The organism is Acinetobacter sp. 18QD2AZ41W (assembly GCF_009829025.1).
GTDB classification, from domain to species: domain Bacteria; phylum Pseudomonadota; class Gammaproteobacteria; order Pseudomonadales; family Moraxellaceae; genus Acinetobacter; species Acinetobacter pseudolwoffii.
The window spans coordinates 24,898-49,916 of sequence record NZ_WURP01000003.1 but is presented as its reverse complement, the minus strand read 5'-3'; the positions used below and the strand labels follow the sequence as shown (position 1 = coordinate 49,916).

Below are 25,019 nucleotides of genomic sequence, written 5' to 3'. Positions count from 1 at the left end.
ATTATGCTGTTTTTTTCTGCTCAAAATAGCCCAAAATCTGATCCAGTTTTTCAACGAATTCGATGTCTGGTTGCCAGTGATATACACCTTGTTCCATCTGCCCGTGCATACCGCGTAAATATAAATAGCTTGCGCCGCCCAGATGCTGCTGCATTGAATACGCCTGCATATTTGCGTTCAGATAACGATGCAGGGCCACCAGATACAAGGCTGCCTGCAACCAGTAACTGGACTGGCTCATATTCTGCTGAATAGCCTCAGCGGTATAATGCTGTTGATCTGGGCCGAGAAAGTTACTTTTATAATCGGCAATATGGTAGCGCTGGCCATCGAAATACACCAGATCGATGGAACCGGTCAGATAACGTGCCGATTTGGCTTCATTAAAATCGCTCATGACAATGTCATGTTCAACAAAGAGCTGATGAATTTGTCGGATCTGCAAAGGCGCATCGGTGAGTGACAGATAAAAAGGGAACTCTGACAGATACTGTTGATCACCCAGTTGTGCCAAAAAAAAATCTGCCTGAATCGGAGTGACCAGAATATCATGCACCCAGTCATGCATCAGATTGAGTAAAATATCTTCCCTAATTTCATCAAGCAATCCATCTAAAGCAGTCTGGAATATGCTTTCGACATTGAGCTGTTCAGGACTTGCAAGGTGTGCAATCTGGGCCATTTCCTGTTCAAAAAACAGGATAAAGCTGTCATCATCCAGCTCGGTGAAATAACGCTCAAACTGACTTAAAAAGAGCATCAAGGCTGATCGGTCTTGCTGTGCCGATTGAAATAACTGTCGCCATTGTTGACGATAAGCTTCGCTCTGATCATGCAGGCGAATGCCGCTCAGCAATTTATAGTTCAGGCTGGACAAAACGCGTTGCATACTCTGTTGCAACTCATCTGCTTTGAAATTTGCCTGCGCTGCGGCTTGAAACAGGCTACGCAGATTCACCGCTGCGGCCTGATAATGCGGCGCAAAGGTCTGCTCCAGCACAGTACGCAGTTGAAAGGCCTGTTCGAATTTTTCTTTTAGCTCCTGCCAGATTTGCGGTGCAGTATTTTTAAAACGACGGCGAATTTCCAGATTCCAGTAACTGCTATCCTGAAAATTGATATGTTCAAAAATACTGTGCAAGAAAGTTCCGGCCACCGTACCTTTGGGGAAATTCAGCTTGATCCAGTCTAGCGGTGTGACAGCCGGCTGATCTGCTAAAGCATTCAGATTGATTTCATCCGCTGCACTATCCGGGTGTTCCTGTGCATTGACCAGATCATCCTGCAAAACTGGCGCATGTGACTGGTGTTGCGACAATGCGGTAAAACTGGTTTTGGTGCGTGGATAAAACTGCCGCTCTGGCAAAGGTTGCGCCCGCATGTCAATCTGATGATGGTTCAACTGCTCGACCAGACGCGGTGGTTCCTGAGACAGAGGCGGCTCGACCAGAGATAAAGCATGTTCGAAGATGGCATCGCCCTGGCCACGCCAGAACGCCAAGCCCGAATCGGATTGTGAAGCGTGGTCTTGCAACATGGCATACACCCGATGACTGGCACGGGTCAGCGCCACATACCAAAGCCGGTGATTTTCCGCTGCATTACGCGCTGCATTCTGTAAAATCGCCTGCTCGTGCAAATGCTTATGATTGACCGCAATCACCCGGGATTGTTCTAAAATACTTTCAGACAGTGTGCCACTTAATGAAAAGTTCAAGTTGCCTTTATTCACATCAAAAGCAGCATCTGCGCCCAATAAAAATACCACTTTAAATTCCAGCCCTTTAGAGGCATGGATGGTCATCAGCTGTACCCCATGATCACCAGACAGCTTGCGTTCTTTTTCACTGTCTTTGCCTGAAGGGGACTGTAACTGACGCAAATACCAGTGATAGAGTTTTTGGGCACCCTGATAATATTCACTTTGCTGGCTCAGAATTTCGGTCAGATGACGCAAATTCACCACCACCCGTTCATTATCCAGACTTTGACTGGCCACCAGATGAGTCCAGACCTGAAACAAGTTTAAGGCATAATTCCATGCCGTGAGAAAACCTTTTTCGAACCACATTTCCCGAATTGCATCCAGATCGGCAATATAGCGACTGAGCCCTTCACTCTGCGCCTGTAACTCAATCAGTTTTTTCAGGTTGAAGCCCAGCAGGCGGGTCAGTAAGGCACGTTTGACCTTGGATTCATTAAAAGGATCCATGATCGCAGTCAAGACGGCCGCGACATCCTGCGCAATAGCACTGGCAAAAACACTTTGTTTGGATTCTTTATAACAAGGAATACCCATACGCTGTAGGCGCTGCTTGACCTGCTCAAGGGCAAAATGTCCAAACCCTAGCACTGTAATATCATCGGCTTTCAGGCTTTGAATACTGTTCTGCTGCTGAAAATATAACTGCTGTTGAGCAGACTGATTGAGGAGTGCACGGATTTTCCAGGCCACCTGATCGGCTTCTACATCCGACTCACCCAACTGAATCCAGCGTAAGGGCTGCGGATTGCAGACAGCGCTATCGATGAGATCCGGATGTGGCCGACTACCGGCCTGAATCAGGGTGTACTGCACCTGTTCACCAAAATCCATCTGGCATTGAAATAAAGCATCGACCACTTCGACCAGCGCTTTGACCGAACGATGGTTCTGCATCAGGGTATATTCGCGGCCCTGCTTCTGCCGCACGTCAGCATGTGCCTTGTTATAGGTCAGCATGTCGCCACCACGGAAACCATAAATCGCCTGTTTCGGATCGCCGACCATAATCATGCAGCCGGATTGAACCCGGCTGGCATCCCGCCAGATCTTGGCCAGCAGGTCATCCTGATCCTGATTGGTGTCCTGAAATTCATCCACCAGAATCAGCGGATAACGTGCCTGTACAAACTGGGCAAAGCGCTGGCCTTGTTGTCCTTGCAGTGCTTCTGCCAGTGTGCGGATTTGCTGGGAAAAAGTCGTTTCACCCTGCTGTTGCAGGGTTTGCGGCAAACGAGTTTGCACACTTTGAATAATATGAAATTCCAGATAGGTCGTGAGCTGCTTCAACTGCTCATCCAGATCCTGTTTGACCTCACACAGTGCATCAATTGCCACAATCAGGCTGTGTTGCAAAATCAGCTGCTGCTCCGCTTCCGGACAGCTCTTGTTAAAAACCTGAGTGGTCGGCTGGAAATCAGTTTTTTTACGGCGTAAATGGCACAGATTCAGTAAAATCGGTTGCAATTCCGCATCAAAGAAACTCATGCCACCCTGAGTTTTTAGGGCTGCGCTCCAGGTCATAAAGTTTTCACAAACGTCGGTTAACTTGGTCAAAAAACTCTTGTGAAAATACTTTGGACTTTCCTGACAATAGCGCCGCATGACTTCGAGATCATGCTCATGAATATTCAATAATTGGGTAATACAGGCTTCTAATTTACCTAGATCACATTCAGCCGGCTCGACCTTCTGGAATTGCTGATTGCTAAAATTCAGGGCATCCCGAACCAGCCCGGTATAATGCTCGACCGGTTTCAGCAGATTCTGCACATACAGATGATTGACCATATATTGGGGCTGCTGCTGAATCCAGTCACGCAGCACATCATGAATCAGTTGCTGGATATATAAATCCTGATCTTCGGTCAGTTCAGCACGTTCAATCTTGCCACTTTCAAAGGCAAATTCACGTAAAAGTTTCTGGCTAAAGCTGTCCAGCGTCCCGACAAACAGTTCATCCAGCTGGTTCAGTACCAGACGCAAACGGCGACGGGCATAGTCCATCCGTGTACCATAATCTTTCAACACCTGCTGAAATAAAGGATCAGTTTCGCTCTGAATCTTCGCTGCAATTTCCACAGAATTGAGCTGCTGATGACGCTGGATATAGGCCAAAGTTTCTTCGACCCGCAGCCGTACCCGGTTTTTCAGTTCGGCCGTTGCCTTACGGGTAAAGGTGGTTGCAATCACCTGATGCGGATAATACTGATCCAGAAAAATTCGCACCATCAAACTGGATAAAGTATAGGTCTTGCCGGTGCCTGCCGAGGCCTCAATCCAGTGTAAGCCCCGGAACGTCATGTCCTGAATCGGATTGGTAGAAATGGCTTTTTGCATCTGCTGCTTTAACACGGTCATATTGCTATTTCACCCATTCCAGATGTTGGTGAATCGGCGCATACAGAGCATGGGCGAAATCATGACAGCAGCGCTGCAAGGCCAGATCCGGGTCCTGATCCTGCAAAATAAACTGCCAGTCCTGATGCAACAGGCTGGATTCATCCGAAGCCAAAGGCTTGGCACTTTCATAGCTATTGTTCCAGGCTTTTAGCAGTTCCGGCATTTCCACAATGGTCATTTTGCCCTGTTCATTTTCGGCCCACTGCCACTCTTTTTTCATCAATAATTCTGCCGGCAACACCAGTGGCTGCTTTTGACCAATTTCCCAGGCTTTGAACCAGAACTGTAAATATTCTCGCGCTTTACTCGAACTCAATCCGGAAAACTTCAGGGTTTTATTACTGAAAATCACAATACGTTCCAGTTCTGGTGAGCGTGCATCATCATTTAAGTAAGCCAGCCATAACAGATATTCCAGCCAGATCTGGGCACGGCGTTTTTCCGAGGCCGAAGAAGATTGCAGACTTAACCAGTAACTGCTGTGCGAGGCTTGTGGTACGCTGATATGAATGATCAGTTCAGGACTAAATTGCAGGGATTGCTGGGTCACCGGCGTCAGTTCTTTGCCGAGCTGTAGCAAACGTTCTTGCAACAACTGCTGTTCCTGCTGACTGCTGAGCCAGGTGGCTTGCTGGGTTTTGCCTACTGGCAAACGGTCTAGCATCAAGCTCGGCTCAATCTGCTGATCTTGTTGTAATAGAAAATCCCGCACCTGATATTGTTCCAGCTTGTTTAATAACAAGGGCTCACGGGAACTCGGCAAATCTGCATAGCGAATTGTGGAAATTCCGACACTTTTCAGAAATAAACGTGCCGGGAAAATCATGTCCCGAATCCACTCATCCCCTTTCAGCACCCGTAGTTCTTTTTGTTCAACTGCCGGATAATGCGCATTGATCCAGCTGCTGCGCTTGCCTTCGGCACTTCGGATATATTCTGCCACCGCAAACCACTGATCCCGATAACGCGGTGTTTGCGCATCTGCAAATCCGGCTGGATCAAAAGGCTGCAAGGGATGTACATGATAAAGCTGCTGGATATGTTGGGCGACTGACAGACCATTGATTTCCACCACAGGATCGACTTCGGCATCCGGCTGTTCCGACTGACAGATGAATGCGATATGCTGAATCAGTTCCTGCAAGGCAGTGGATGGATCTCGGGCCTCGCCATCGTCCAGATCAAAGCCATTATAAAACAGCCATAAATTATCCTGCGCCAATAGTAAGGCATCCAGAAAAGCACCCTGCTCATCATCCAGACGCGAACGATCGCCGAGTTGCGGCTTCAGGCTGCGCATCAGATCAAACGGCACCTGCTGATTCCGGCTCGGAAACTTACCGCTATCCAGATTCAGCATCACCACCAGCTGATAAGGGAGTGGCCGGATCTGGCCAATCTGGCTAAAAGTGATCTGTCCGGTTGGTTCGGCCTGATCCAGCTGCATTTCTAGCGTATTCTGAATTTCTTCCAGCACATAAGGCAAAGGCAAACTCAGTGCCACCAGCTCCTGACTGGCATGTGAATCATCCTGCTCATGATAATCGGCCAGGGTCAGCATCCGCATCTGCTTGTCGATAATCTCGGCCACAGTTTTGAGCGATTCCACCCCGGCATCACGAAATTCATTCAGATCGGCGCGCAAATATTCCAGCCAGGTTTTCACCGGCGTGCGCTGTCCGGTCTCATGCAAAGTCAGCCAGTCACGGCGCTGCACCAGATCCTGATAAATCTGGATCAGGGTCGAAATCAACGGGAAATCACTGGTCAGAACCTTGGCATAACTCAAGGTATCCTCAAACATTGTATGTTCAGGAATGGCCAGGCCCAAAGCCAGACGGTCTAGCGCGAATTTAAAACTAAAACGGTAATCATCATCGCCTGCGCTCAGGCTTTGCTGTAAATGCTGCTGGTCCAGACCGCGCTTGAAGCCAGCCTCCGTCAGCAACTGCAACATCCGTTCTACCTGACTATAGTCCAAAGCATAACGTTGCTGGGTGGCATTCAGGCTGAGCCAGTCGGCAAAGTCCTCAATACTGAAACGGCGACGTACCCACTGGATCCGGCCCAGTACCGCGCGCCAGGCATTGCTAACATCCAGACGCGACACCCCGGCAATCTGGATCGGTAAATACAGGTTATCTTTCTGCAACCGTTGGCTGCCGATCTCACGCTCACGTGGCGGCGGGGCAAAGACACTGCGAATCGCCGGTTCCAGTTCTTTCAGATTCGGACTCAGCACCAGAATGTCGCTCGGTTGCCGTGGCTGCTGTTCCGTACCTTGTGCCAGCCAGTGAATAACCTGTTCTTTGAGTACTTCCAGCTGACGCAACGAGGAATGACAGACATGAATCTGCACCGAATTATCGGCCGGACTTAAAGCATATTGATGCTGTTCAGGTTCGAGTAAATATAAAATATCTGACTGGATTTTTGCCAGCAGCTTGTCCTGATAGTCATCGACAAAAACATCGGCCCAGAGACCTTCTTCTCCAGAAGACAGTTTGGAGAGTAAAGAGAAATGATCCCGCGCCTGCTTGCCAAATCGGGTCAACAGCGGATGCCGCGATTCACGATCTTCGGCATTAAAGTTAAGCTGCTTGATTCGAAATTCTTTCAGTTCAGCATCATTCGGTTTACGTTGGCGAGTTTTTTCAAAGCGCTGAATAAAGCGCTCTTCCCGTTGCAGATCAAATTTGGCTTTCCAGTCCGGATCGACACTGTCGGCCCAGTATTCCTGCGAGGGGTTAAAATGAAAGATATAAATGTCTATGTATTGCCCCAGCCGGCGTAAAAAGTCCAGCTGGCTGGGCGGAAGTTCCAGCAGGCTAAATACCACTATCTGTGCCGGCAAGCGTTTCAGGGCTTCGCTTCGTGTTTCCGGATTCTCCAGCCGTTCCCAATACAGGCGCTCAATCTCCAGAATTTTGGCATAATCCTCCTGAAATACATGCTGCCACAACCAGCGTTGCCAGGCTTCCAGCTCACGCGCCTGAATTTTGACGAAATCGGCCACCTGCATTTCGTGACCATTTTCATCTTTGGGACTATAAATCATCTGCTCGATATCCAGCGCAACATCCTGTCCCCAGGCCTCTAGCCAGTTGGTCGGGCAGCTGCAGCTTTGCGGTGGACAGTTACGTGCACAATAGCCGCGATAATCCATATAATGGCTGAACAAGCGCGATACCTGCTCGGCCACCCAGTACAGCATGCTCTGTTTTTTCAGCTGTTTTTCCGTGCCCTGCTCCAGCCGGTCGGCACTGTCGTAAATCCGCTTTACAATTGAATACAGCGGATGATCGACGTCTAAGGGAATATGTTCTGGCAGAATACATTTACGCAGTGCCTGAAACACGCGCCATTTGATGATAATACGCGGAATATTGGCTTCTCGAACCTGTTCGACTTCTTTAGGCGCATTCAGCACCCACTGATAAGACGTCCACTGAAAGGCACGAATCCGGTGATGGAACTGGCTATTGGCACTGATGCCTTTCTTCTCGGCAATTTTTTGAGTCAACCAGCTTTCTACGGCCGGAGACGGCACAATAAAATGCCGGGGCTGTAACACTTCAAACGGATGCCGGGCAGTTTGATTGACAATACGCAGCATACTATCCAAAAGCACATCAATGCGTTGACTCTGAATAACATGGATTGCCATCGTTTCCCCTGAACTGCTGAACTAGTTTTACTACAAAATGATAAAGATTAGTTACTATACATCTCGAGCGCTGTATGACACTTTAAAATCACACTTCAGTCGAAAAATTTCTTTGAAAAAAGCATCTTAATGATGCTTGCATAGAAAAAAACAACATAGAGCTTAGGTAGTGCCCATGAAATTAGATAAAATTCCTGAACGTATCGATCCAAGCTTAGATTTGGAACAAATTCGTGCCGAGTGCCTGGAACTCACCAAAAAACGTGCCTACTATTCTGCGGGTGCCGCCATTATTCCAGTGCCGTTTATGGATGTCGTCATTGACATCGGCATCTTGTCGCAATTGATTCCCGAGATCAATGCCCGCTTCGGACTGGCGCCTGATCAGATCAGTGTCTATGATCCCAAAACCCGTCAGGTGCACTGGAATGAGCTGCGTAAACGCGGCGTAGAATTTTCTGGTCTGGTGGTCGCGCGAACTGCTGTCAAAAAATCTTTGAACAATGTTGCAGCGAAAGTGATCACAAAGCAAGTGACAAAATTCATTCCCCTGGGTGGTCAATTGATTGCCGCCAGTCTGGGCTATTTTGTCATGAAAAAAATTGCCGAAGCCCATGTCGAGGAATGCTACCGTGCGGCTAAAAATATCCAGCAAAAACAGGTCGCTCAAGGTTAAGCACATTTGAGCTCAATATTTTAAACAGCTGAGCCCGTGCTACTTCAGGCAGATTATTCTGCCTGAAGCTGTTTTAAAATGGCCTTTAACACCTCGACCCGTGCGGTATTTTTATCATCGGTCGCAATAATATGCCAAGGCGCATAATCGGTCGAGCTACGTTCAAACATGTCGGCTGCCGCTTTCAGATAATCCTCCCAACGTTCCCGGTTACGCCAGTCATCCTCAGTAATTTTAAAACGCTTATGCGGTGTATCTTCGCGTGCCTTGAAACGTGCGGCCTGTTCATCTTTGGAAATGGCCAGCCACAGTTTGATCACCACGGTTTGATGCTTGACCAGACTTTGCTCAAAACGGTTAATTTCCGCATACGCACGTTGCCATTCTGCGGCACTGGCAAAACCTTCTATCCGCTCTACCAGCACCCGCCCATACCAGGAACGGTCAAAAATACAGATATCATCATCGCTTTGCAGCTTGGTCCAGAAGCGCCATAAATAGGGACGGCTCAGCTCATATTTTTCTGGTGCGGCAATGGTATGAATTTCATATTCACGCGGATCCAGTTTTTTCACAATGCGCTTGATCGCGCCGCCCTTTCCAGCAGCATCCATGCCCTCAAACAGAATCACCACATTCCGCGGATCGGACCGCATCGCCTTGGCCACCTTAGCTGTTAATTTTTTCAGCTCCGGCTTGTAATCCTCTGCCTTGGCTCGAGTTTCGGCAGGATGTTTTAACAGTTCGGGAATCTTGGCCTGTTTCCATCGTCCACTGGCTCTGGCCGGATGATTGGGGCAATGCTTGAGAGCACCCAGAATATGCTGGGCAAATTGCTGGTCACGCTGCTGTTCATCTTCACCCTCAATAATGAACCAGTCTTCGGTAAAATGCTGACGCAAGCGCTGCAAGGTGTCGTACTGTTTTCTGTTGCGCCAGTCCAGACCATGCAGCTGATGCCAGTGCGCTTCACTCGGATCCATGGCATCCAGCCGTTTTTGCAGGGCTTTCCAGGACAGGTCAAACCAGACCTTGACCACATCGACATGATTATTTTTCAGGTCCTGTTCAAAGGCCTGCATCTCTTGCAGATAATGATTGAACTGTGTATTAGTGATCGGATCTGAAGCTTGCATGGCGCTGCTCAGCAGGTCGCTGTACCAGTTGCCAAACAAGACCATGATCTGCCCTTCGGCCGGAATGAAATGCGCATAAGGCTGCCACAAGGTCTGTTTCGGCCCGGCCACTTGCGGTGCATCCGCTTTCACACGCAAATAACGCGGATCGACCCATTCGCGTAGCTGCTTGACCGCTTCACCCTTACCGGCCAGCTCAATTCCGTTGACCAGAATCAACAGGCTTTTGGCATTTTTGCGGCCGCGTGTTTTTTTTAAATCATACTGGGCATCAATCAGCTCGACCGATAACTGATCTTCATCCATTAACTGAAATTGTGGTTGTGCCATATCTGTCTTCAACCCTGATCTTTTATTTTATATGCAGTATAACGATGAGTTTTGGCGCAAAAATAGCTTTGGCAACGTTTTTCACACGATTAAATTGGCTATTTAAACAACAGATTGACCTACAAATGTCCGATCTCTGTTCAATTTGTCATAGCAGGATTGTGCGCCAGCCTCTAAGATTCTTGCATCATCAAACTATAATTGAAGCCTCATGTCCAAACTTGCCGTTCTCGATGATCTGTTAGAGCATTATTATCAGCTGGGTTATCATACCCGACCGGACATTCTGAGCCGTTTGCAGGATGTACAGGCCTGGCAGAAAGTTCGCATGCAGCGAACCCATCAGGCGCATTTTGCGGAAAAAGCCAATCAGCTGATGTCCGAATATTTCCTGAACCGTCTCTATGGCGGCGCCGAATTTGATGCACTGGCAGAACAGATTGCCCGGCTGATGAAATATGCGCATAAGGCAGAAAAAGTCATTCCGGAAAATGCCATTAAAACCGGTACCTTGGGTGTGGAGCTGGCGATTCTGGCAGTACAGCTGGATGAACAGGTCGCGATTCAGCTATTGCAGGATTATCATCCACATGAACCACTGACCGATGAGATGATGCGCCTGACCTATTTAAAACTGGATCAAGGCGAGGCGCGCTTGAAACAGCTGGATCTGCTCGATCAGCTCGGCATGAGCCTGGATAAATACATGCGTTCCTTTATGGTTTATGCGGCCTTCAAAATGTGTAAGGGCGCAGCACATAAATATAATTTTCAGGTGATGTATGAGTTTATGCAGGATGGTTTCCTGGCGATGAAGCCACTCAAATCGGCAGAAAAATTTGTTCGTGAATTTACTGCAACCGAACGCAGGATTATTGATAAAGTACACTCTGGCGATGCATTGCCGTTTCAATAAATAGCAGTACAGTATTTCTGACAAGCGTGCATTTTTCTGTATATTATTCATAACAATTGCATCATGATTGCTGAATAAGCCTTTAGAATCTGTCATGATGCAGACAATGCAAGATTAACCCGATTGATATGTTAGGAGTGACTCCAATGTCGAATGAAAATACAACGCCTACCCCTACCCCTGAGTCGGCACAACAGACAGACAAAGTGAGCCCATTCTTAACTGAACCTCTTCCACAAGGTACACCGCAAGGTCAGCAACAATCTCTCGAACAACGTCTGACCGACACGCCGGTAACAGGCTCGGTGCCAAAATATAACCTGCCACGTGGTGCCAGTACCGGCAATGTCGGCGCGACCACACACTTTGGCTATCAGACGGTAAACAGCGAAGAAAAAGCCCAAAAAGTCGCAGAAGTTTTCCATTCTGTCGCCAGCAAATACGACATCATGAATGACCTGATGTCTTTCGGCATTCACCGTCTGTGGAAACGTTTTGCAATCAATATGTCGGGTGTACGCCGTGGCCAGCATGTGCTGGATATCGCCGGCGGTACCGGCGACCTGGCCAAAGTCTTTAGCCGCGAAGTGGGCCCGACCGGTCATGTGGTGCTGTCTGATATTAACGAGTCAATGCTGAATGTCGGTCGTGACCGTCTGATCGATGCCGGCTGTACCAATGTCGATTTCGTACTGGCCAATGCCGAAACTCTAGAGCCATTTGCAGACAACAGCTTTGATCTTTTGACCATTTCTTTTGGCCTGCGTAACGTGACCGATAAAGATGCCGCACTTGCATCGATGTACCGCGTGTTGAAGCCAGGTGGCCGTTTACTGGTACTGGAATTCTCTAAACCGGTGTTTGAGCCATTCTCTAAGCTATATGACCTGTATTCGTTCACAGCCTTGCCAATCATGGGTAAAATCATCGCCAACGATTCTGAAAGTTATAAATACCTGGCCGAATCGATCCGTATGCATCCAGACCAGCGCACCCTGAAAGGCATGATGGAAAATGCCGGCTTCCAGAATTGTGACTATCACAACCTGACTGGCGGGATTGTTGCAGTTCACCGCGGTTTTAAACTTTAAGGTTCACTCCCTATGTGGTCAATTCTGGCACTCGGTGCTGTTGAACGCGTGATTCACCATGTGATTGATCTGGATGCGATTACCCGCATCCAGCTAAATGCTTTGTCTGGTAAAATGCTGCGGGTGGTGATTGCTTCGCCGCAGCTTTCGGTCGATGTGTTTTTTGATAAAGACAAGCTTCGTCTGGAGCCGACCGCGACTGGTCATAGTGAAGCATCTTCAATCTTTGAACAGCGTCCATTTGATGCTGGCTCATCTACAGTCACCGAAGCGACTGCAACCTTGCAGGTCAGCAATGTGGTGGAATTACTCAAGCTGCTGCTGTCCGATGAAGTCGGCAATATTCCACTGCAAGGTGACTACAAGTTATTGCAGGAAATCCAGCGCATCATGCAACAGGCAGAGCTGGATCTGGCGGCGCACTTAAGTCCCTGGATTGGCCCGGCACTGGCACATGAAATTGGTAAATTTCAGCTATTACCCAAACAGCTGAAACGTACCCTGCAAAGTCAGCTATTCTTTGCCGAAGATGCCTTAAAAGAAGACAGTGGTCTGTTTGCCCCACGCTGGCAAATGGATGACCTGAATCAGGACACCCGTATCCTGAATCAAAATTTAGATCGGGTTGAAGCGAAAATCCAGCAGCTTCAGGCCCAGATCGATACCTCAAACAATTCTACTCAAGACTAGGTACGCTGCTTTATGATTCCGCATGTTTCACGTTTACTCGAACTTTGGCGCATCGCCGCGCACTATCGACTCGACACGTTGTTTCCTGCGGAAGAATTACCAGAAAAGGCCCGGCATATTCTGTCTTTGATCCGTATGCATCCGGCCGCCTGGTCCAGTCGTGAACGTAAAAACCCGCTCAAGCTAAAACTGGCTTTAGAGGAAATGGGTCCGCTGGCCATTAAAATGGGTCAGTTACTCTCTACACGTCGCGACCTGATTGCACCTGAACTTTTACAGCAACTGGTCTTGCTCCAAGATCAGGTCAAGCCCTTTGACAATGACGTGGCGCGGATGCGCATTCAGGAATCGCTGAAAGCCGATGTAAATACCCTGTTTGCCCGTTTTGATGTGCAACCACTCGCAGCAGCCTCGATTGCACAGGTGCATACCGCAGCCCTGCACGATGGTCGTGAAGTGGTGGTCAAGGTGACCCGTCCGAATATTCGCCAGCAGATTTTGCAGGATTTTGAAATTCTGCAATGGCTGGGGGACTTTTTGGAAAAACGTCTCGAAGCTGCACGTGCTTTACATTTGTCTGAAATTATTCAGGATTATCGTCAGATCATTTTGAATGAACTGGACCTGACCCTGGAAGCGGACAATACCCGCCGTATGCGCCATCACTTTACCGGCTCCAGCATGATGTACGTGCCGGAAGTGTATATGGACAGCAAAGATGTGCTGGTGGCCGAGCGCATTACCGGAGTGCCAATTTCAGATATCGCGACCTTTGACCGACTCGGCATGGATCGTGCTGATCTGGCACGTAAAGGCCTGACTATTTTCTTTACCCAGGTCTTTCGCGATAACTTTTTCCATGCCGACATGCATCCGGGCAATGTCTTTGTCGAAACCATCAATCCGAGCAATCCGCGCTTTATTGCGCTGGACTGCGCGATTATGGGCGAGCTGTCCAAACATGACCAGATGACGGTAGCACGCATGCTGCTGGCGGTCATGAACAGCGACTTTATGCAGCTGATTCAGGTGGTACATCAGGCCGGCTGGATTCCACCAGGCACCGATCAGGATGCCTTGGCACGGGAAATGCGCCGTAGTGTCGGGCCAATGGTCTCTAAACCGATGCATGAGCTGGATTTTGCTGGCATTCTGATTGAAGTGATGGACATTGCACGCCGCTTCCATCTGGAAATTCCACCGCAACTGATGCTGTTACTCAAAACCTTGGTGCATGTCGAAGGTCTGGGCACTGACCTGTATCCGGAACTGGATATCTGGAGTCTGGCCAAACCGATCCTGACCGACTGGATCAAGGCGCAGATGAATCCGCAGAAAAACCTGAAAGAACTGGGACAGAAAATTCCAGATCTGCTCTTGGGTGCACAGGATCTACCGACCTTGATGATTGACAGCCTGAACGGTCTGAAAAATCAGTCAGCCTGGCATGCCAAACAGCTGAATGAACTGCAAAGCATGCGCCTGCAAATGGAACTTCAGCAAAAACGTAGCTGGATGTTTGGCAGTATCATGGCCATTCTGCTGTCGATTGCGATTATTTCACCATGGTTTGTGTCGGTGCTTCTGATTGTGCTAGCGAGTGTTCTTGCCGTCTGGCGAATTGCGAAATAATTTTTTAAATAGCCTGATTCGTCAGGCTTTTTTATGCTTAAATTATTGAAAAAATAAAACAAGAATATCCAAATGAAATATAGTTTTTTATGCGCACTGTATCGCCAGAATAGACAAAAAACCTTTCTCACTGCACTACTTTACAGCTTCCCAACATGGATAGATATTTTTTTCTATATCAACCAAACAGCCCATTGGCTTGCATGGTCCCCTGCTGCCAATACCACATTCTACCTCCTGATTCATAGTGACTATTTCTGGCTCATTGTCAGCTTTAACCTGCTTCCGTTGTTATTTCCATTCTGTCTACGACAAACACAGCTAATACTAGCTTTAAAAATATGGATAGGTCTTGCAGGTAGTTTGTTTCTAATTCATGCTTTTTACTGGCCAAGCTATCCTATAACCACGCTTTTGATTATTTCATTTAATCTACCTTTTTTTAATTTACGCAATAAAGAACTCATGCACACTTACATCAACCCGATGCCATGACTCTCAAGTCACCTTAGGACATATCTTGCCATTGGGTCTAAAGACGCATCGATTAAAATAAGCACACACTTGGCTGGTATGGGTTGAATCATGGTACAGATTTTACAAAAACGGGCGCCTGCGCTGACGATTCGTGCTGGCCATCTGGCACGTGAGCTGATTCTGCAACAAGGATTACAACCTGAACAGGTCGATATCGTGCCCGGTGCTGCAGGTGGCCCCAAAGGCATTGGGATCCAAGGACTGGATCAGGCGATTTTTGGCGAGTTTTTCCCACGTGCCCCTCAGCGTAGAACTTTGGTGGGCTCTTCGATTGGCAGTTGGCGTTTTGCCAGTATGGCTGCACATGGGGCTCAACAGGGAACCGAACGATTGGCTGAGCTGTATACCAATCTCTATTTTCATAAAAAAATGACCCGTCAAGATGTCAGCGACATCTGCCGTGGCATGCTGCTGGATCTGGTACAAGGCAAAGAAAACGATCTGGTCAATCATCCAGATTATCATCTCGCAGTCATTTCAATTAAAGCCCAGCACATTTTCCAGAGTGACAAGGCATTGCCGTTGTTGGCTTCTGTGGCTGGAATTCTTGGAACGACCGCAGTCGCGCGCCGGCACAGCCGTCATTTCATGCAACGTGTGATCAGCCAACCGAATACGGGTGAACAGTTTAAAATCGCTGAAGATGGATTTACCACGCATTATCATGCACTGACCGAACAGAGTGTGTTGTCCTGGCTGATGGCTTCAGCGTCTATTCCCGGAGTGATGGCAGCGGTGAACAATATTCCGGATGCGCCACAGGGTTATTATCGCGATGGTGGCCTGATTGATTATCACATTGACCTGCCCTTTCAGAGCAAAGGCATTGTGCTGTATCCACATTTTACCGATAGCATTACCCCCGGCTGGTTCGACAAGTTATTTAAACGTACCTCAAATCCAGAAAATCAGGCACGAACTTTGCTGCTTTCTCCGTCTCAGGAATATCTGCAAAGTTTGCCTTTGGGTCGTTTGCCTGATCGTAAAGACTTTAACTTAAAAGGTTTGGATCAAACCCAACGGATTCAGCTCTGGAAACAATGTATTGCGGAAAGTCAGCGGCTGGGCGATGAATTTCTGGAACTGGTCGAGAAGCAGAATTTTGCTGAGATAATGCTGGCCTTGTAATTGGCCGCAGCTGCCCGATTATTTGTATAATTGCTTTAATTTTGTGAACTGTTGAGATTTATGCAGAAGTTTTTAGTTGTCCTGCAATACCTGTGTCTGGCCTTTGCCATTTATCTGATTTATAGCGTCAGCATGTCGCTGTATAGTCAGGATTTTGTCCTGATGGAGCTGGTTGCTGATATCGGTACGATTCTGATCTGTATCGACCTGGCGGTATTTTTATTTACCAGTAAAGGCAAGCCCGGCATTAGCATGGAAGAATATGCAAAAAGACTAGAACAGCCACCGTCTAAGCTGGTCTATGTGACGCGAAAAATGGGGCATCTGGGTATTTTGCTGATTATCACCAGCTGGATTGTGCCGATGATTAACTCATAAATATCAAATAAAAACCTCCCAATTGGGAGGTTTTTTATCTTTGTGCTCGATCTCCTAAGTATGCAACACAAGCTAAAGTTACGAATATAATTCTTAAAAAAATAAATATAATCAAACTGTTAAATATATTTTTTAAAATATAATAAATATTATTAGTAACTTTAAAAAATTGATTTTCATAGAAGTAATCCGATACATAATAGAGAAGCAATAATAAAAAGCTTAAATAAGTTAAATATGAAAATGCTGTAGTGAACAATGTCCTGATAGGTATATGTACTCTATCACCAGCTATCACTCCTTTTAAATTATTTTTAGCGTTAACATATATGAAGTAAGGATTATTAATAGTTAAGCAAGCAGCTAATGCTGCTATGTAAAAACCAGGTAAAGCGAAAAATAAATTCATCAAACTTGCGAAGCTTTCACTTCTAAAAATAAGCTCTATATCTATATTAAATTTAAAGAAAACTATCAAATAGATACAAAATACTAAACCCGATATAGCTAATGGATAAAACGTATCTATCTTCTTTTTAATATCTTTACCATCATGCAACCATTCAATTTTCAGATATGATCTTATGTATTTAAGCATTTAAATTCACTCTAGATCCTCATAGTCATCAATGTTTATGTTAAACATCTTTTTACAGAGAGTTTCATCAAAAAGCATTTGATCAGTAAGAACCTGACGCTCATAATCTCTAAACCATTTTTTCTTTTGGCACATATTTGCTATGTTTTCTTCTTCAGGTTGTAACTCAACTATTCTAGTATTCCCCGCATCCGAGTAACGCATTTTATAAGTTAATGGGATCTCATTATTAGATTTCTTCCGCCCTCTACCTAATTTTACCAATCCCGATACAATTCCTTTTAGACTTAAGTTTTCCACAACTATATTCGTCGGTTTAAAAATATTATGACTTTCTTGCATTTTTAAAATTGGAAGTTCGTGCTGTGGTTGCTCAATTTCTTTTTCAATAATTCTTAAATCTAGAAAATCTCCTGATTTTAAACGCTCCAGAATTTCTTTGTCTGCAATTGGTTTAAATTCAGCTTCAATTTTAAAAAAGTATGGTGTTGTGTTATCTGATACATAAGGTTCTTGGAAAATTTGAGCATAATTACCCTCTTTTCTTAATTTTTCTAATAATTTATTTACTATAGTTTCAACTACTTTTAGGGTTATTCCTTGGACTCTCTCAAAAAATACTGTTCCTAAAAGCTCATTTTCATGATCGAATCTTATAACAATATGGGATATTGTTTCACTACCTTCATCAATTAAAAATGGTACAGATGTTCTTTGTTTACTTTTTCTATGCTTTTTAATAACACCTTGATGTTGAGTATCATTACAACTAACTAAAAGCTCAATACTTCTGGTTTGAAATCTAATTTTCTCAATAGTATGTTCGTACCTACCTTTATTTCTTGTGATTTCAAAATTCATCGCTTCAGTTTCGAAAATTTTAAAAATTTCTAAAATATTCGGAATAGTCTTTGGTTTTCCTTCTAAACCATCATTTTTTTTATTATCCTCTTTAGCTATGAAATTTAAACTATAAAATTCAATACAAATATCTTGCTTAACAGTTATTTTTTGAAGTGATGTAGCTTTACGACTAACTTGTGTATTCATTTAAAAATCTTATTTTATTCAATAAACTAAATAGTATCAGATTATATTTTAACCACAATAAAAAACCTCCCGATGGGGAGGTTTTCTTTTAGCAATTAAAGATTATTTCGAACCTTTAATCCCTGCTTGAAGTAATAGCGCACCCAAACCACCAATTTTTTGCTCTTGTGGTTTAGCCGCTTGAGGTTTCTTGCCCTGAGGACGATCACCTTGCGGACGTGCTTGCTGTGGACGCTTGCCTTGAGGCTTACGTTCACCGCGTGGCTCATTGTTCTCACGACGTGGCTGACGTGGTGCTTTCGCCGGAGCTTCAGAACCTTCAGGACGCATCGACAAATTCACACGATTACGTTCAGCATCCACATTCAAAACACGGACTTGTACGATTTGACCCGGTTTCACCACTTTATGCGGATCAGCGACAAATTCATTGGCAAGTTCAGAAATATGCACCAAACCGTCTTGATGCACACCGACATCGACAAATGCACCGAAGTTAGTGACATTGGTCACCACACCTTCAAGCTGCATGCCTTCAGACAATTGCGCAACTTCAGTAATGTCATCACGGAACTTCGCCGTACGGAATTCTGGACGCGGGTCACGACCCGGTTTTTCCAGTTCGCTTAAAACATCTTTGATAGTTGGCAGACCGAACTTCTCATCTGCAAATTCTTCAGCATTGACCTGACGAATGATTTCAGTATTGCCAATGATATCTTTCACTGTCGTCGCTTTCGCTTCAACAATTTTAGATACAAGTGCATAAGATTCTGGATGCACTGCAGATGCATCTAATGGCTCAGAACCATCTTGAATACGCAAGAAGCCTGCTGCCTGCTCAAAAGTACGCTCGCCTAAACGTGGCACTTTCTTCAAGGACTGGCGATTATCAAAACGGCCATTTTCCTTACGGAATTCCACAATTTGCTGTGCAATCGATTTATTCAGACCTGCGATATAACCCAAAATCGCCGCAGATGCCGTGTTGACATCGACACCCACCGAGTTCACACAGTCCTCTACCACTGCTTCAAGGGTTTTCGCCAGACCAGTCTGGTTCACATCATGTTGATACTGACCCACACCAATCGATTTCGGATCAATTTTCACCAGTTCAGCCAATGGATCCTGTAAACGGCGTGCAATTGACACTGCACCACGAATCGACACATCCAGCTCTGGCAGTTCTTGAGAAGCCAGTTCTGATGCTGAATACACCGAGGCACCTGCTTCAGACACAGATACACGCGTCAGTTTAAGATCGCTATTCGCAGCCATCATTTCAGCCACTAAAGCTTCAGTTTCACGGCTTGCCGTTCCATTACCCACTGCAATCAGGTCAACATTGAACTCGCGGCATAAACGTGCCAGTTCAGCCAATGAACCTGCTTTATCATCTTTGGGTGCAAATGGATAAATCGTGCTGTGTGCCAGCACATCACCCGATGCATTTACCACAGCCAGTTTCACACCGGTACGGATACCCGGGTCAACGCCCAGAGTAGTGCGCGCGCCTGCAGGAGCAGAAAGCAGTAAATGACGCAAATTTTCAGCAAATACGTTCATGGCTTCTGTTTCAGCAGCCAGACGTTTTTCAGTCAGCAATGAATGTTCAATGCTTGGACGCACTTTGCCAAGCCAGAACAGTTTTGCGGTTTGCTTCAAGAAATCCTGACGTGCTTGCGGCTGAATCGTGTCTAAATTGTATTCAGTCTCAATGCGTGCCAATGGTGCAGCATCTTCGCCATCCACTTTTAGGCCCAGAACGTTTTCTTGACGGCCACGCAGCATCGCCAATAAACGATGTGAAGGCACTTTGTTCAGGTTTTCAGAGAAATCGAAATAATCACGGAATTTTTTACCGACTTCTTTCTTTTCTTCAGAAGCAACCAAACTTTTCAGCACTGCAGTTTTGGCAAAAGTGGCTTTCAGTTCAGTGGTCAGCGCGATATTTTGTGCCCAGTCATCAATCAGGATGTGCTGGATCGCATCAAGCTGGCTTTCAGTATCTGGATAATCGTCATGGCTAAAACCGGCCAATGCGTCGCTTGGATCTACCGCTTCAGCAAAAATTTTCTCAGCGATTGGGCCTAAACCGGCTTCCTTGGCCTTAAATGATTTACTGGTACGTTTTGGACGGTACGGTGCGTAAATTTCTTCTAATGCATTTTTGGTTTCAGCTGCATTCACACGCGCCAACAAATCATCAGACAATTTATCTTGTTCTTTGAGTGATTCAATCACCTTATCACGGCGCTCATACAAATCACGCAAGTATGATAGACGCGTATCCAATTGACGTAGTTGCGTATCGTCTAAGCCTTGCGTTACTTCTTTACGGTAACGTGCAATAAAAGGAACACTGGCACCTTCATCAATAAGCTTGATGGCAGCTTCAACTTGGTTTGGACGTACGGCAAGTTCTTTTGCCAACTGCTGAACTAAGTCAGTCATCGTGTTTGATCCCACAAGGATAAGTACTAAATGGCATGATTATAAAGACCGGGCCTATAAAATCCACCATTGTTTTTATTAATTTGTCTCAACTTTATATTATGAAGTGCGACAGTTTTCAGCTTTTCTGAATATAGTTTGCATGAACTTTGCTTTTTATCTCGCTCCAAATCATATTTTTTGTCCATTTAGATGTATATATTTGGTATCTATGTCTTGATTTTAACTGCAATATTTGGTGCTTTAGAGCATAGTCAATTAATATCAATGAATCGTATACTCAAAGCATATTTCATTTTTTGTTTATGACGACAATAAAGAATAAAGGAGCATCTCATGAGTTTAGTTGTACCTGCTGAAAAAGCCGATGCCGTACATACCGAAACAGACCGAGTCGAACGCATCTTGGTTGTTGATGATGATGTTCGTCTGCGTACCCTATTGCAACGTTTCCTCGAAGATAAAGGCTTTGTGGTGAAAACTGCACACGATGCCACGCAGATGGATCGACTTTTACAGCGGGAACTGTTTTCTCTGATCGTGCTCGACTTTATGCTTCCGGTCGAAGACGGTTTAAGTATCTGTCGTCGTTTACGCCAATCCAATATCGATACGCCCATTATTATGCTGACCGCGCGCGGCAGCGATTCTGACCGTATTGCAGGGCTTGAAGCCGGTGCGGACGATTACCTGCCTAAACCGTTTAATCCGAATGAATTGCTGGCGCGTATTCGTGCGGTATTGCGTCGTCAAGTGCGTGAAGTACCGGGCGCACCGAGCCAGCAAATGGAAGTGGTCTCATTTGGCCCCTGGTCACTGGATTTATCAACCCGTACATTGACCCGTGAAGGTCAAGTCGTGACTTTAACCACAGGTGAGTTTGCGGTATTGAAAGCTCTGGTTCAGCATCCACGCGAACCGCTCACCCGTGACAAGCTGATGAATCTGGCGCGTGGTCGTGAATGGGGTGCCATGGAACGTTCGATTGATGTTCAGGTGTCACGTTTACGCCGTCTGGTTGAAGAAAATCCGGCGCGTGCGCGTTATATCCAGACCGTTTGGGGGGTGGGTTATGTGTTTGTTCCAGATGGTGCGGAGTAAATTAATACCTTGATTCATGACGGAGTCTGATGGTTTAAGCTCATTTATAGGGTTTAACCTGCGATTCGCCTTACTTTTGTTTCGACAAAAGTAAGCAAAACCATTGTCATCCGCAAAACTCGACAACCTCCGTCATTCAAGCAATTCTCTCGCAGAAACATCATTGACCATCTTGAGTCCTGCCTCAAACAGTTGCGGATGACCTTAACGTGTATCCAACTACGGGGGAAGCCTCCCCTTTTGAGCAAAAGGACGCAGTGTGAAACTCGACCCCATCGACCCACAAAAATTTACCGATTTTGTTACCTACTCAGAAAAAAAACGCACGCGTGGGGAACGCTTTCTGGACAAGATCAAACCGCGTTCTGCCGCCATGCGTACCACAGTTCTGGTGGTCTTTGTGGTCTGTTTCAGCCTGTTCATGTCTTTGTGGTTCTTCTGGCGTACCTTATTTTTACCTGAAATCCAGCAACATGCGCGCTATCTGGCCATGGAACTGGAAATTCTCAATAATCCCGATCTACGCCTGTATCATAAACAGCAGGAAGTCGATATTGATACCTGGTTAAAAAACCGCGTTGGTATTGAATATGTGACCAATCCGGCAGAGTATCCCACTGTCCGGGAAAAAGTGATTGCAGAATTTTTTACCCGGCAGATCGAAACCAAGCTGGCCAAAGAACTACGTATTGAAGAGGCCACGGTCTATTTCCAGTTTAAACCAAGCCCGCGTATCTGGATCCAGACCCCTGAAATGAATGGTCACTGGGTGCAAGAGCCTTTAAAAACCTATGCCAATTATAGTAATGAGCTGATTCTGGGCTGGTTACTGGGCACGCCGATTATTGTCGGCATTATTATCCTGACCTTGGTGCGTCAGCTCAACCGTCCTTTACGCCGCTTGCAGAATGCCGCCAACAGTTATAGCCGCATTGGTTCAGCACCTTATCTGGACACCAATCATGGCCCACTGGAAATCCGTCAGGTCAATCATGCCTTTAACCAGATGATTTATACCTTGGACCAGACCGAGCGGGAACGCCGCATCATGCTGGCCGGTATTTCACATGACTTGCGCACGCCTTTAACGCGGATTCGTCTCAGTGCCGAAATGATGCCCGATGAAGACTTTCTCAAAGAAGGTCTGATTTATGATGTGGAAGATATGGACGCGATTCTGGATCAGTTCATTTCCTATATGCGCGATGGTTCCGATGAAGAACCACAGGACACCAATGTCAATGTATTGCTTCAGGAACTGGTCAAGCAGTTTAAACCGCTCGATATCCGTTTCAGTCCGCAAGAAATACCGTTGATTCAGGCGCGCAGCATGTCGCTAAAAAGACTGATTGGCAACCTGATCAATAACTCAAAACGCTATGGTTCAGAACCGATTGAAATCTCTGCACATGTCGAGGAAAACCAGCTGTTAATTTGTGTTGCAGATCATGGCGAAGGCATTCCGGAAGATCAGATTGAAGCGCTGATGCAGCCTTTTGTACGGGGAAATTCAGCACGAACCGTCCAAGGCAGTGGCTTGGGACTGGCTATTGTGAAACGGATTGTCGATATTCATCAAGGTCAATTACGCATTCATAATCGCCCTGAAGGTGGACTTGAAGCCATCATCTCACTCCCCTTGAATCAGCTTAACCCAGAGACGCCTCCCCCAGCCACCACACTTGATAAAATCCGCCAAACACTGACTGATCGCTTTTAAGAAACGATCAGTCAGTGAGCAAATGATTTTGTAGTTTTTCTATACAATTCATTTTATATTTCATTAATTCAATCACTTAAAAATCATCATTTTTTATTATACCTACATTTAGCTAAAAAATTAGACCTTAGCCTAACACCTATGCACAATACATTTTTTGAGCGGTACAATCCGTCTCATAGTTTAAGAATTAATGAGAGTTAAAATGTCTTTAGATCGTATCCGTTTAGCCTCCCTACACAACAAAGTCATCAGTCCAGAACAAGCGGCTGAATTCATCAAAGATGGCATGACTGTGGGTATGAGTGGCTTTACTCGCGCGGGTGAAGCGAAGGCGGTTCCTTTAGCTTTAGTTCAACAAGCAAAAGCAAATCCATTAAAGATCACGTTAATTACTGGTGCATCACTAGGAAACGATCTAGACAAACAACTGACTGAAGCTGGCGTACTGGCACGTCGTTTACCGTTCCAGGTCGACAACACTTTACGTAAGGCGATCAACAACGGCGAAGTGATGTTCATCGACCAGCATTTGTCTGAAACTGTTGAACAAATGCGTAACCAACAGCTGAAAAAACCAGATGTTGCGATCATTGAAGCGGTTGCAATCACTGAAGATGGCGGCATCATTCCAACCACATCTGTAGGTAACTCTGCAAGCTTTGCAATCTTTGCTGAAAAAGTAATTGTAGAAATCAATACCAACTTAAGCCCGGCATTTGAAGGCTTACACGATATCTATATCCCGTCATACCGTCCAACGCGTCAAGCGATTCCTTTGACTCAAGTGGATGAGCGTATCGGGACACATGCGATCAATATTGATCCAGCAAAAATTGTCGGTATCGTATTCAACAATGACTTGCACGACTCACCATCTACAGTGACTGCACCAGATGATGAGACGCAAAGCATCGCCAATCATTTGATCGCTTTCTTTGAAAAAGAAGTGGCTGAAGAGCGTCTACCGAAAAACTTAGGTCCATTACAGGCGGGGATTGGCTCAATTGCCAACGCAGTATTGACCGGTCTGAAAGATTCGAACTTCGAAGACTTGATCATGTACTCAGAAGTACTACAAGACTGTACCTTTGAATTGATTGATGCAGGCAAAATGAAGTTTGCTTCAGGTTCTTCGATTACCCTGTCTGCTAAATATGGCGAGAAAGTATTTAACAACCTGGAACAATACAAAGACAAACTGGTATTACGTCCACAGGAAATTTCGAACCATCCTGAACTGGTACGTCGTTTAGGTATTATTGGTATCAACACGGCACTTGAGTTTGATATTTACGGTAACGTGAACTCGACTCACGTCTGCGGTACCAAAATGATGAACGGTATTGGTGGTTCAGGTGACTTCGCACGTAATGCGCACTTGGCGATCTTCGTGACCAAATCTATTGCGAAAGGTGGCGACATCTCTTCTGTAGTGCCGTTTGCTTCACATATCGACCATGCAGAACACGATGTAGACATTCTGGTAACTGAACAAGGTCTTGCAGATCTTCGTGGTTTAGCGCCACGTGAGCGTGCCCGTGCAGTGATTGATCACTGTGCACACCCCATGTATCGTGATGCCCTGAATGATTACTTTGACCGTGCTTCTGCAAAAGGCGGCCATACACCTCATCTGCTTCGTGAAGCGCTGTCTTGGCATTCAAACTTCGAAGAAAATGGTCACATGCTGGCTGTTGAAGCTGCAGTAAAAACTGCATAATTGACTGCATTCGAAAAACGCCCT

General features: G+C 45.9%; 16 protein-coding genes. 10 read left to right on the top strand and 6 right to left on the bottom strand.

The annotated features are described in order from the left end of the window. Position 1: 1 nt before the first annotated feature. Together GVV58_RS06120 and GVV58_RS06115 are read right to left on the bottom strand one after the other, a co-directional pair. Positions 2-4,123: a UvrD-helicase domain-containing protein gene (locus GVV58_RS06120; RefSeq protein WP_159516181.1), complete on the bottom strand. Its 4,122-nt coding sequence runs from the start codon at positions 4,121-4,123 to the stop codon at positions 2-4. Between the two features lie 4 nt (positions 4,124-4,127). Further along, positions 4,128-7,832, bottom strand: a complete 3,705-nt coding sequence (locus GVV58_RS06115; RefSeq protein WP_159516180.1) for an exodeoxyribonuclease V subunit gamma — start codon at positions 7,830-7,832, stop codon at positions 4,128-4,130. 175 nt (positions 7,833-8,007) lie between these two features. On the opposite strand from GVV58_RS06115, the gene GVV58_RS06110 reads away from it, so the two are divergent. Continuing rightward, positions 8,008-8,508, top strand: coding sequence for a hypothetical protein (locus GVV58_RS06110; protein ID WP_005095328.1), 501 nt, complete (start codon positions 8,008-8,010; stop codon positions 8,506-8,508). 53 nt (positions 8,509-8,561) lie between these two features. Here GVV58_RS06110 and GVV58_RS06105 read toward each other — a convergent pair whose 3' ends face one another. Then, entirely contained in the window at positions 8,562-9,974 is a 1,413-nt protein-coding gene (locus GVV58_RS06105) for a phosphate--AMP phosphotransferase (RefSeq protein ID WP_159516179.1), read from the bottom strand. A gap of 211 nt (positions 9,975-10,185) precedes the next feature. Between GVV58_RS06105 and GVV58_RS06100 the strand changes: the two genes are divergently transcribed. The 6 genes from GVV58_RS06100 (at position 10,186) to GVV58_RS06075 (ending at position 16,346) form a co-directional block, all read left to right on the top strand. Continuing rightward, complete coding sequence (locus tag GVV58_RS06100; RefSeq protein ID WP_159516178.1) at positions 10,186-10,890, top strand: hypothetical protein; 705 nt, start codon at positions 10,186-10,188, stop codon at positions 10,888-10,890. A gap of 146 nt (positions 10,891-11,036) precedes the next feature. Beyond that, on the top strand, positions 11,037-11,981 hold the full coding sequence (gene ubiE / locus GVV58_RS06095) for a bifunctional demethylmenaquinone methyltransferase/2-methoxy-6-polyprenyl-1,4-benzoquinol methylase UbiE (protein ID WP_159516177.1): 945 nt from the start codon (positions 11,037-11,039) through the stop codon (positions 11,979-11,981). A gap of 12 nt (positions 11,982-11,993) precedes the next feature. Next, a complete protein-coding gene (locus GVV58_RS06090; RefSeq protein WP_005095321.1) occupies positions 11,994-12,671 on the top strand; it encodes a hypothetical protein in 678 nt (225 codons plus the stop codon). A 12-nt stretch (positions 12,672-12,683) separates the two neighbouring features. After that, positions 12,684-14,303: an AarF/UbiB family protein gene (locus GVV58_RS06085; protein WP_159516176.1), complete on the top strand. Its 1,620-nt coding sequence runs from the start codon at positions 12,684-12,686 to the stop codon at positions 14,301-14,303. A 585-nt stretch (positions 14,304-14,888) separates the two neighbouring features. Further along, complete coding sequence (locus GVV58_RS06080) at positions 14,889-15,968, top strand: patatin-like phospholipase family protein (protein WP_159516175.1); 1,080 nt, start codon at positions 14,889-14,891, stop codon at positions 15,966-15,968. A 60-nt stretch (positions 15,969-16,028) separates the two neighbouring features. Next, the gene (locus GVV58_RS06075; RefSeq protein WP_159516174.1) at positions 16,029-16,346 is read left to right on the top strand and encodes a hypothetical protein; all 318 of its coding nucleotides are present in this window, start codon (positions 16,029-16,031) and stop codon (positions 16,344-16,346) included. A gap of 34 nt (positions 16,347-16,380) precedes the next feature. Here the strand turns inward: GVV58_RS06075 and GVV58_RS06070 are convergent, their stop codons facing one another. From GVV58_RS06070 to GVV58_RS06060, 3 genes are all read right to left on the bottom strand, one after another. Next, on the bottom strand, positions 16,381-16,944 hold the full coding sequence (locus GVV58_RS06070; RefSeq protein ID WP_159516173.1) for a hypothetical protein: 564 nt from the start codon (positions 16,942-16,944) through the stop codon (positions 16,381-16,383). A 6-nt stretch (positions 16,945-16,950) separates the two neighbouring features. Beyond that, entirely contained in the window at positions 16,951-17,994 is a 1,044-nt protein-coding gene (locus GVV58_RS06065; RefSeq protein WP_159516172.1) for a hypothetical protein, read from the bottom strand. A gap of 102 nt (positions 17,995-18,096) precedes the next feature. Then, positions 18,097-20,451, bottom strand: coding sequence for a Tex family protein (locus GVV58_RS06060; RefSeq protein WP_159516171.1), 2,355 nt, complete (start codon positions 20,449-20,451; stop codon positions 18,097-18,099). Between the two features lie 336 nt (positions 20,452-20,787). On the opposite strand from GVV58_RS06060, the gene ompR reads away from it, so the two are divergent. The 3 genes from ompR to GVV58_RS06045 all read left to right on the top strand — a co-directional run bounded on the left by ompR (position 20,788) and on the right by GVV58_RS06045 (position 24,995). Beyond that, positions 20,788-21,552 (top strand): two-component system response regulator OmpR, encoded by a 765-nt coding sequence (gene ompR, locus GVV58_RS06055; RefSeq protein ID WP_004278590.1) that lies wholly within the window; start codon positions 20,788-20,790, stop codon positions 21,550-21,552. A gap of 259 nt (positions 21,553-21,811) precedes the next feature. Beyond that, a complete protein-coding gene (locus GVV58_RS06050; protein ID WP_100329320.1) occupies positions 21,812-23,272 on the top strand; it encodes an ATP-binding protein in 1,461 nt (486 codons plus the stop codon). 205 nt (positions 23,273-23,477) lie between these two features. Then, positions 23,478-24,995 carry an acetyl-CoA hydrolase/transferase family protein gene (locus GVV58_RS06045; protein WP_005095307.1) on the top strand — a complete coding sequence of 506 codons (1,518 nt, stop codon included), beginning with the start codon at positions 23,478-23,480 and terminating at the stop codon, positions 24,993-24,995. The last annotated feature ends 24 nt before the right edge of the window (positions 24,996-25,019 follow it).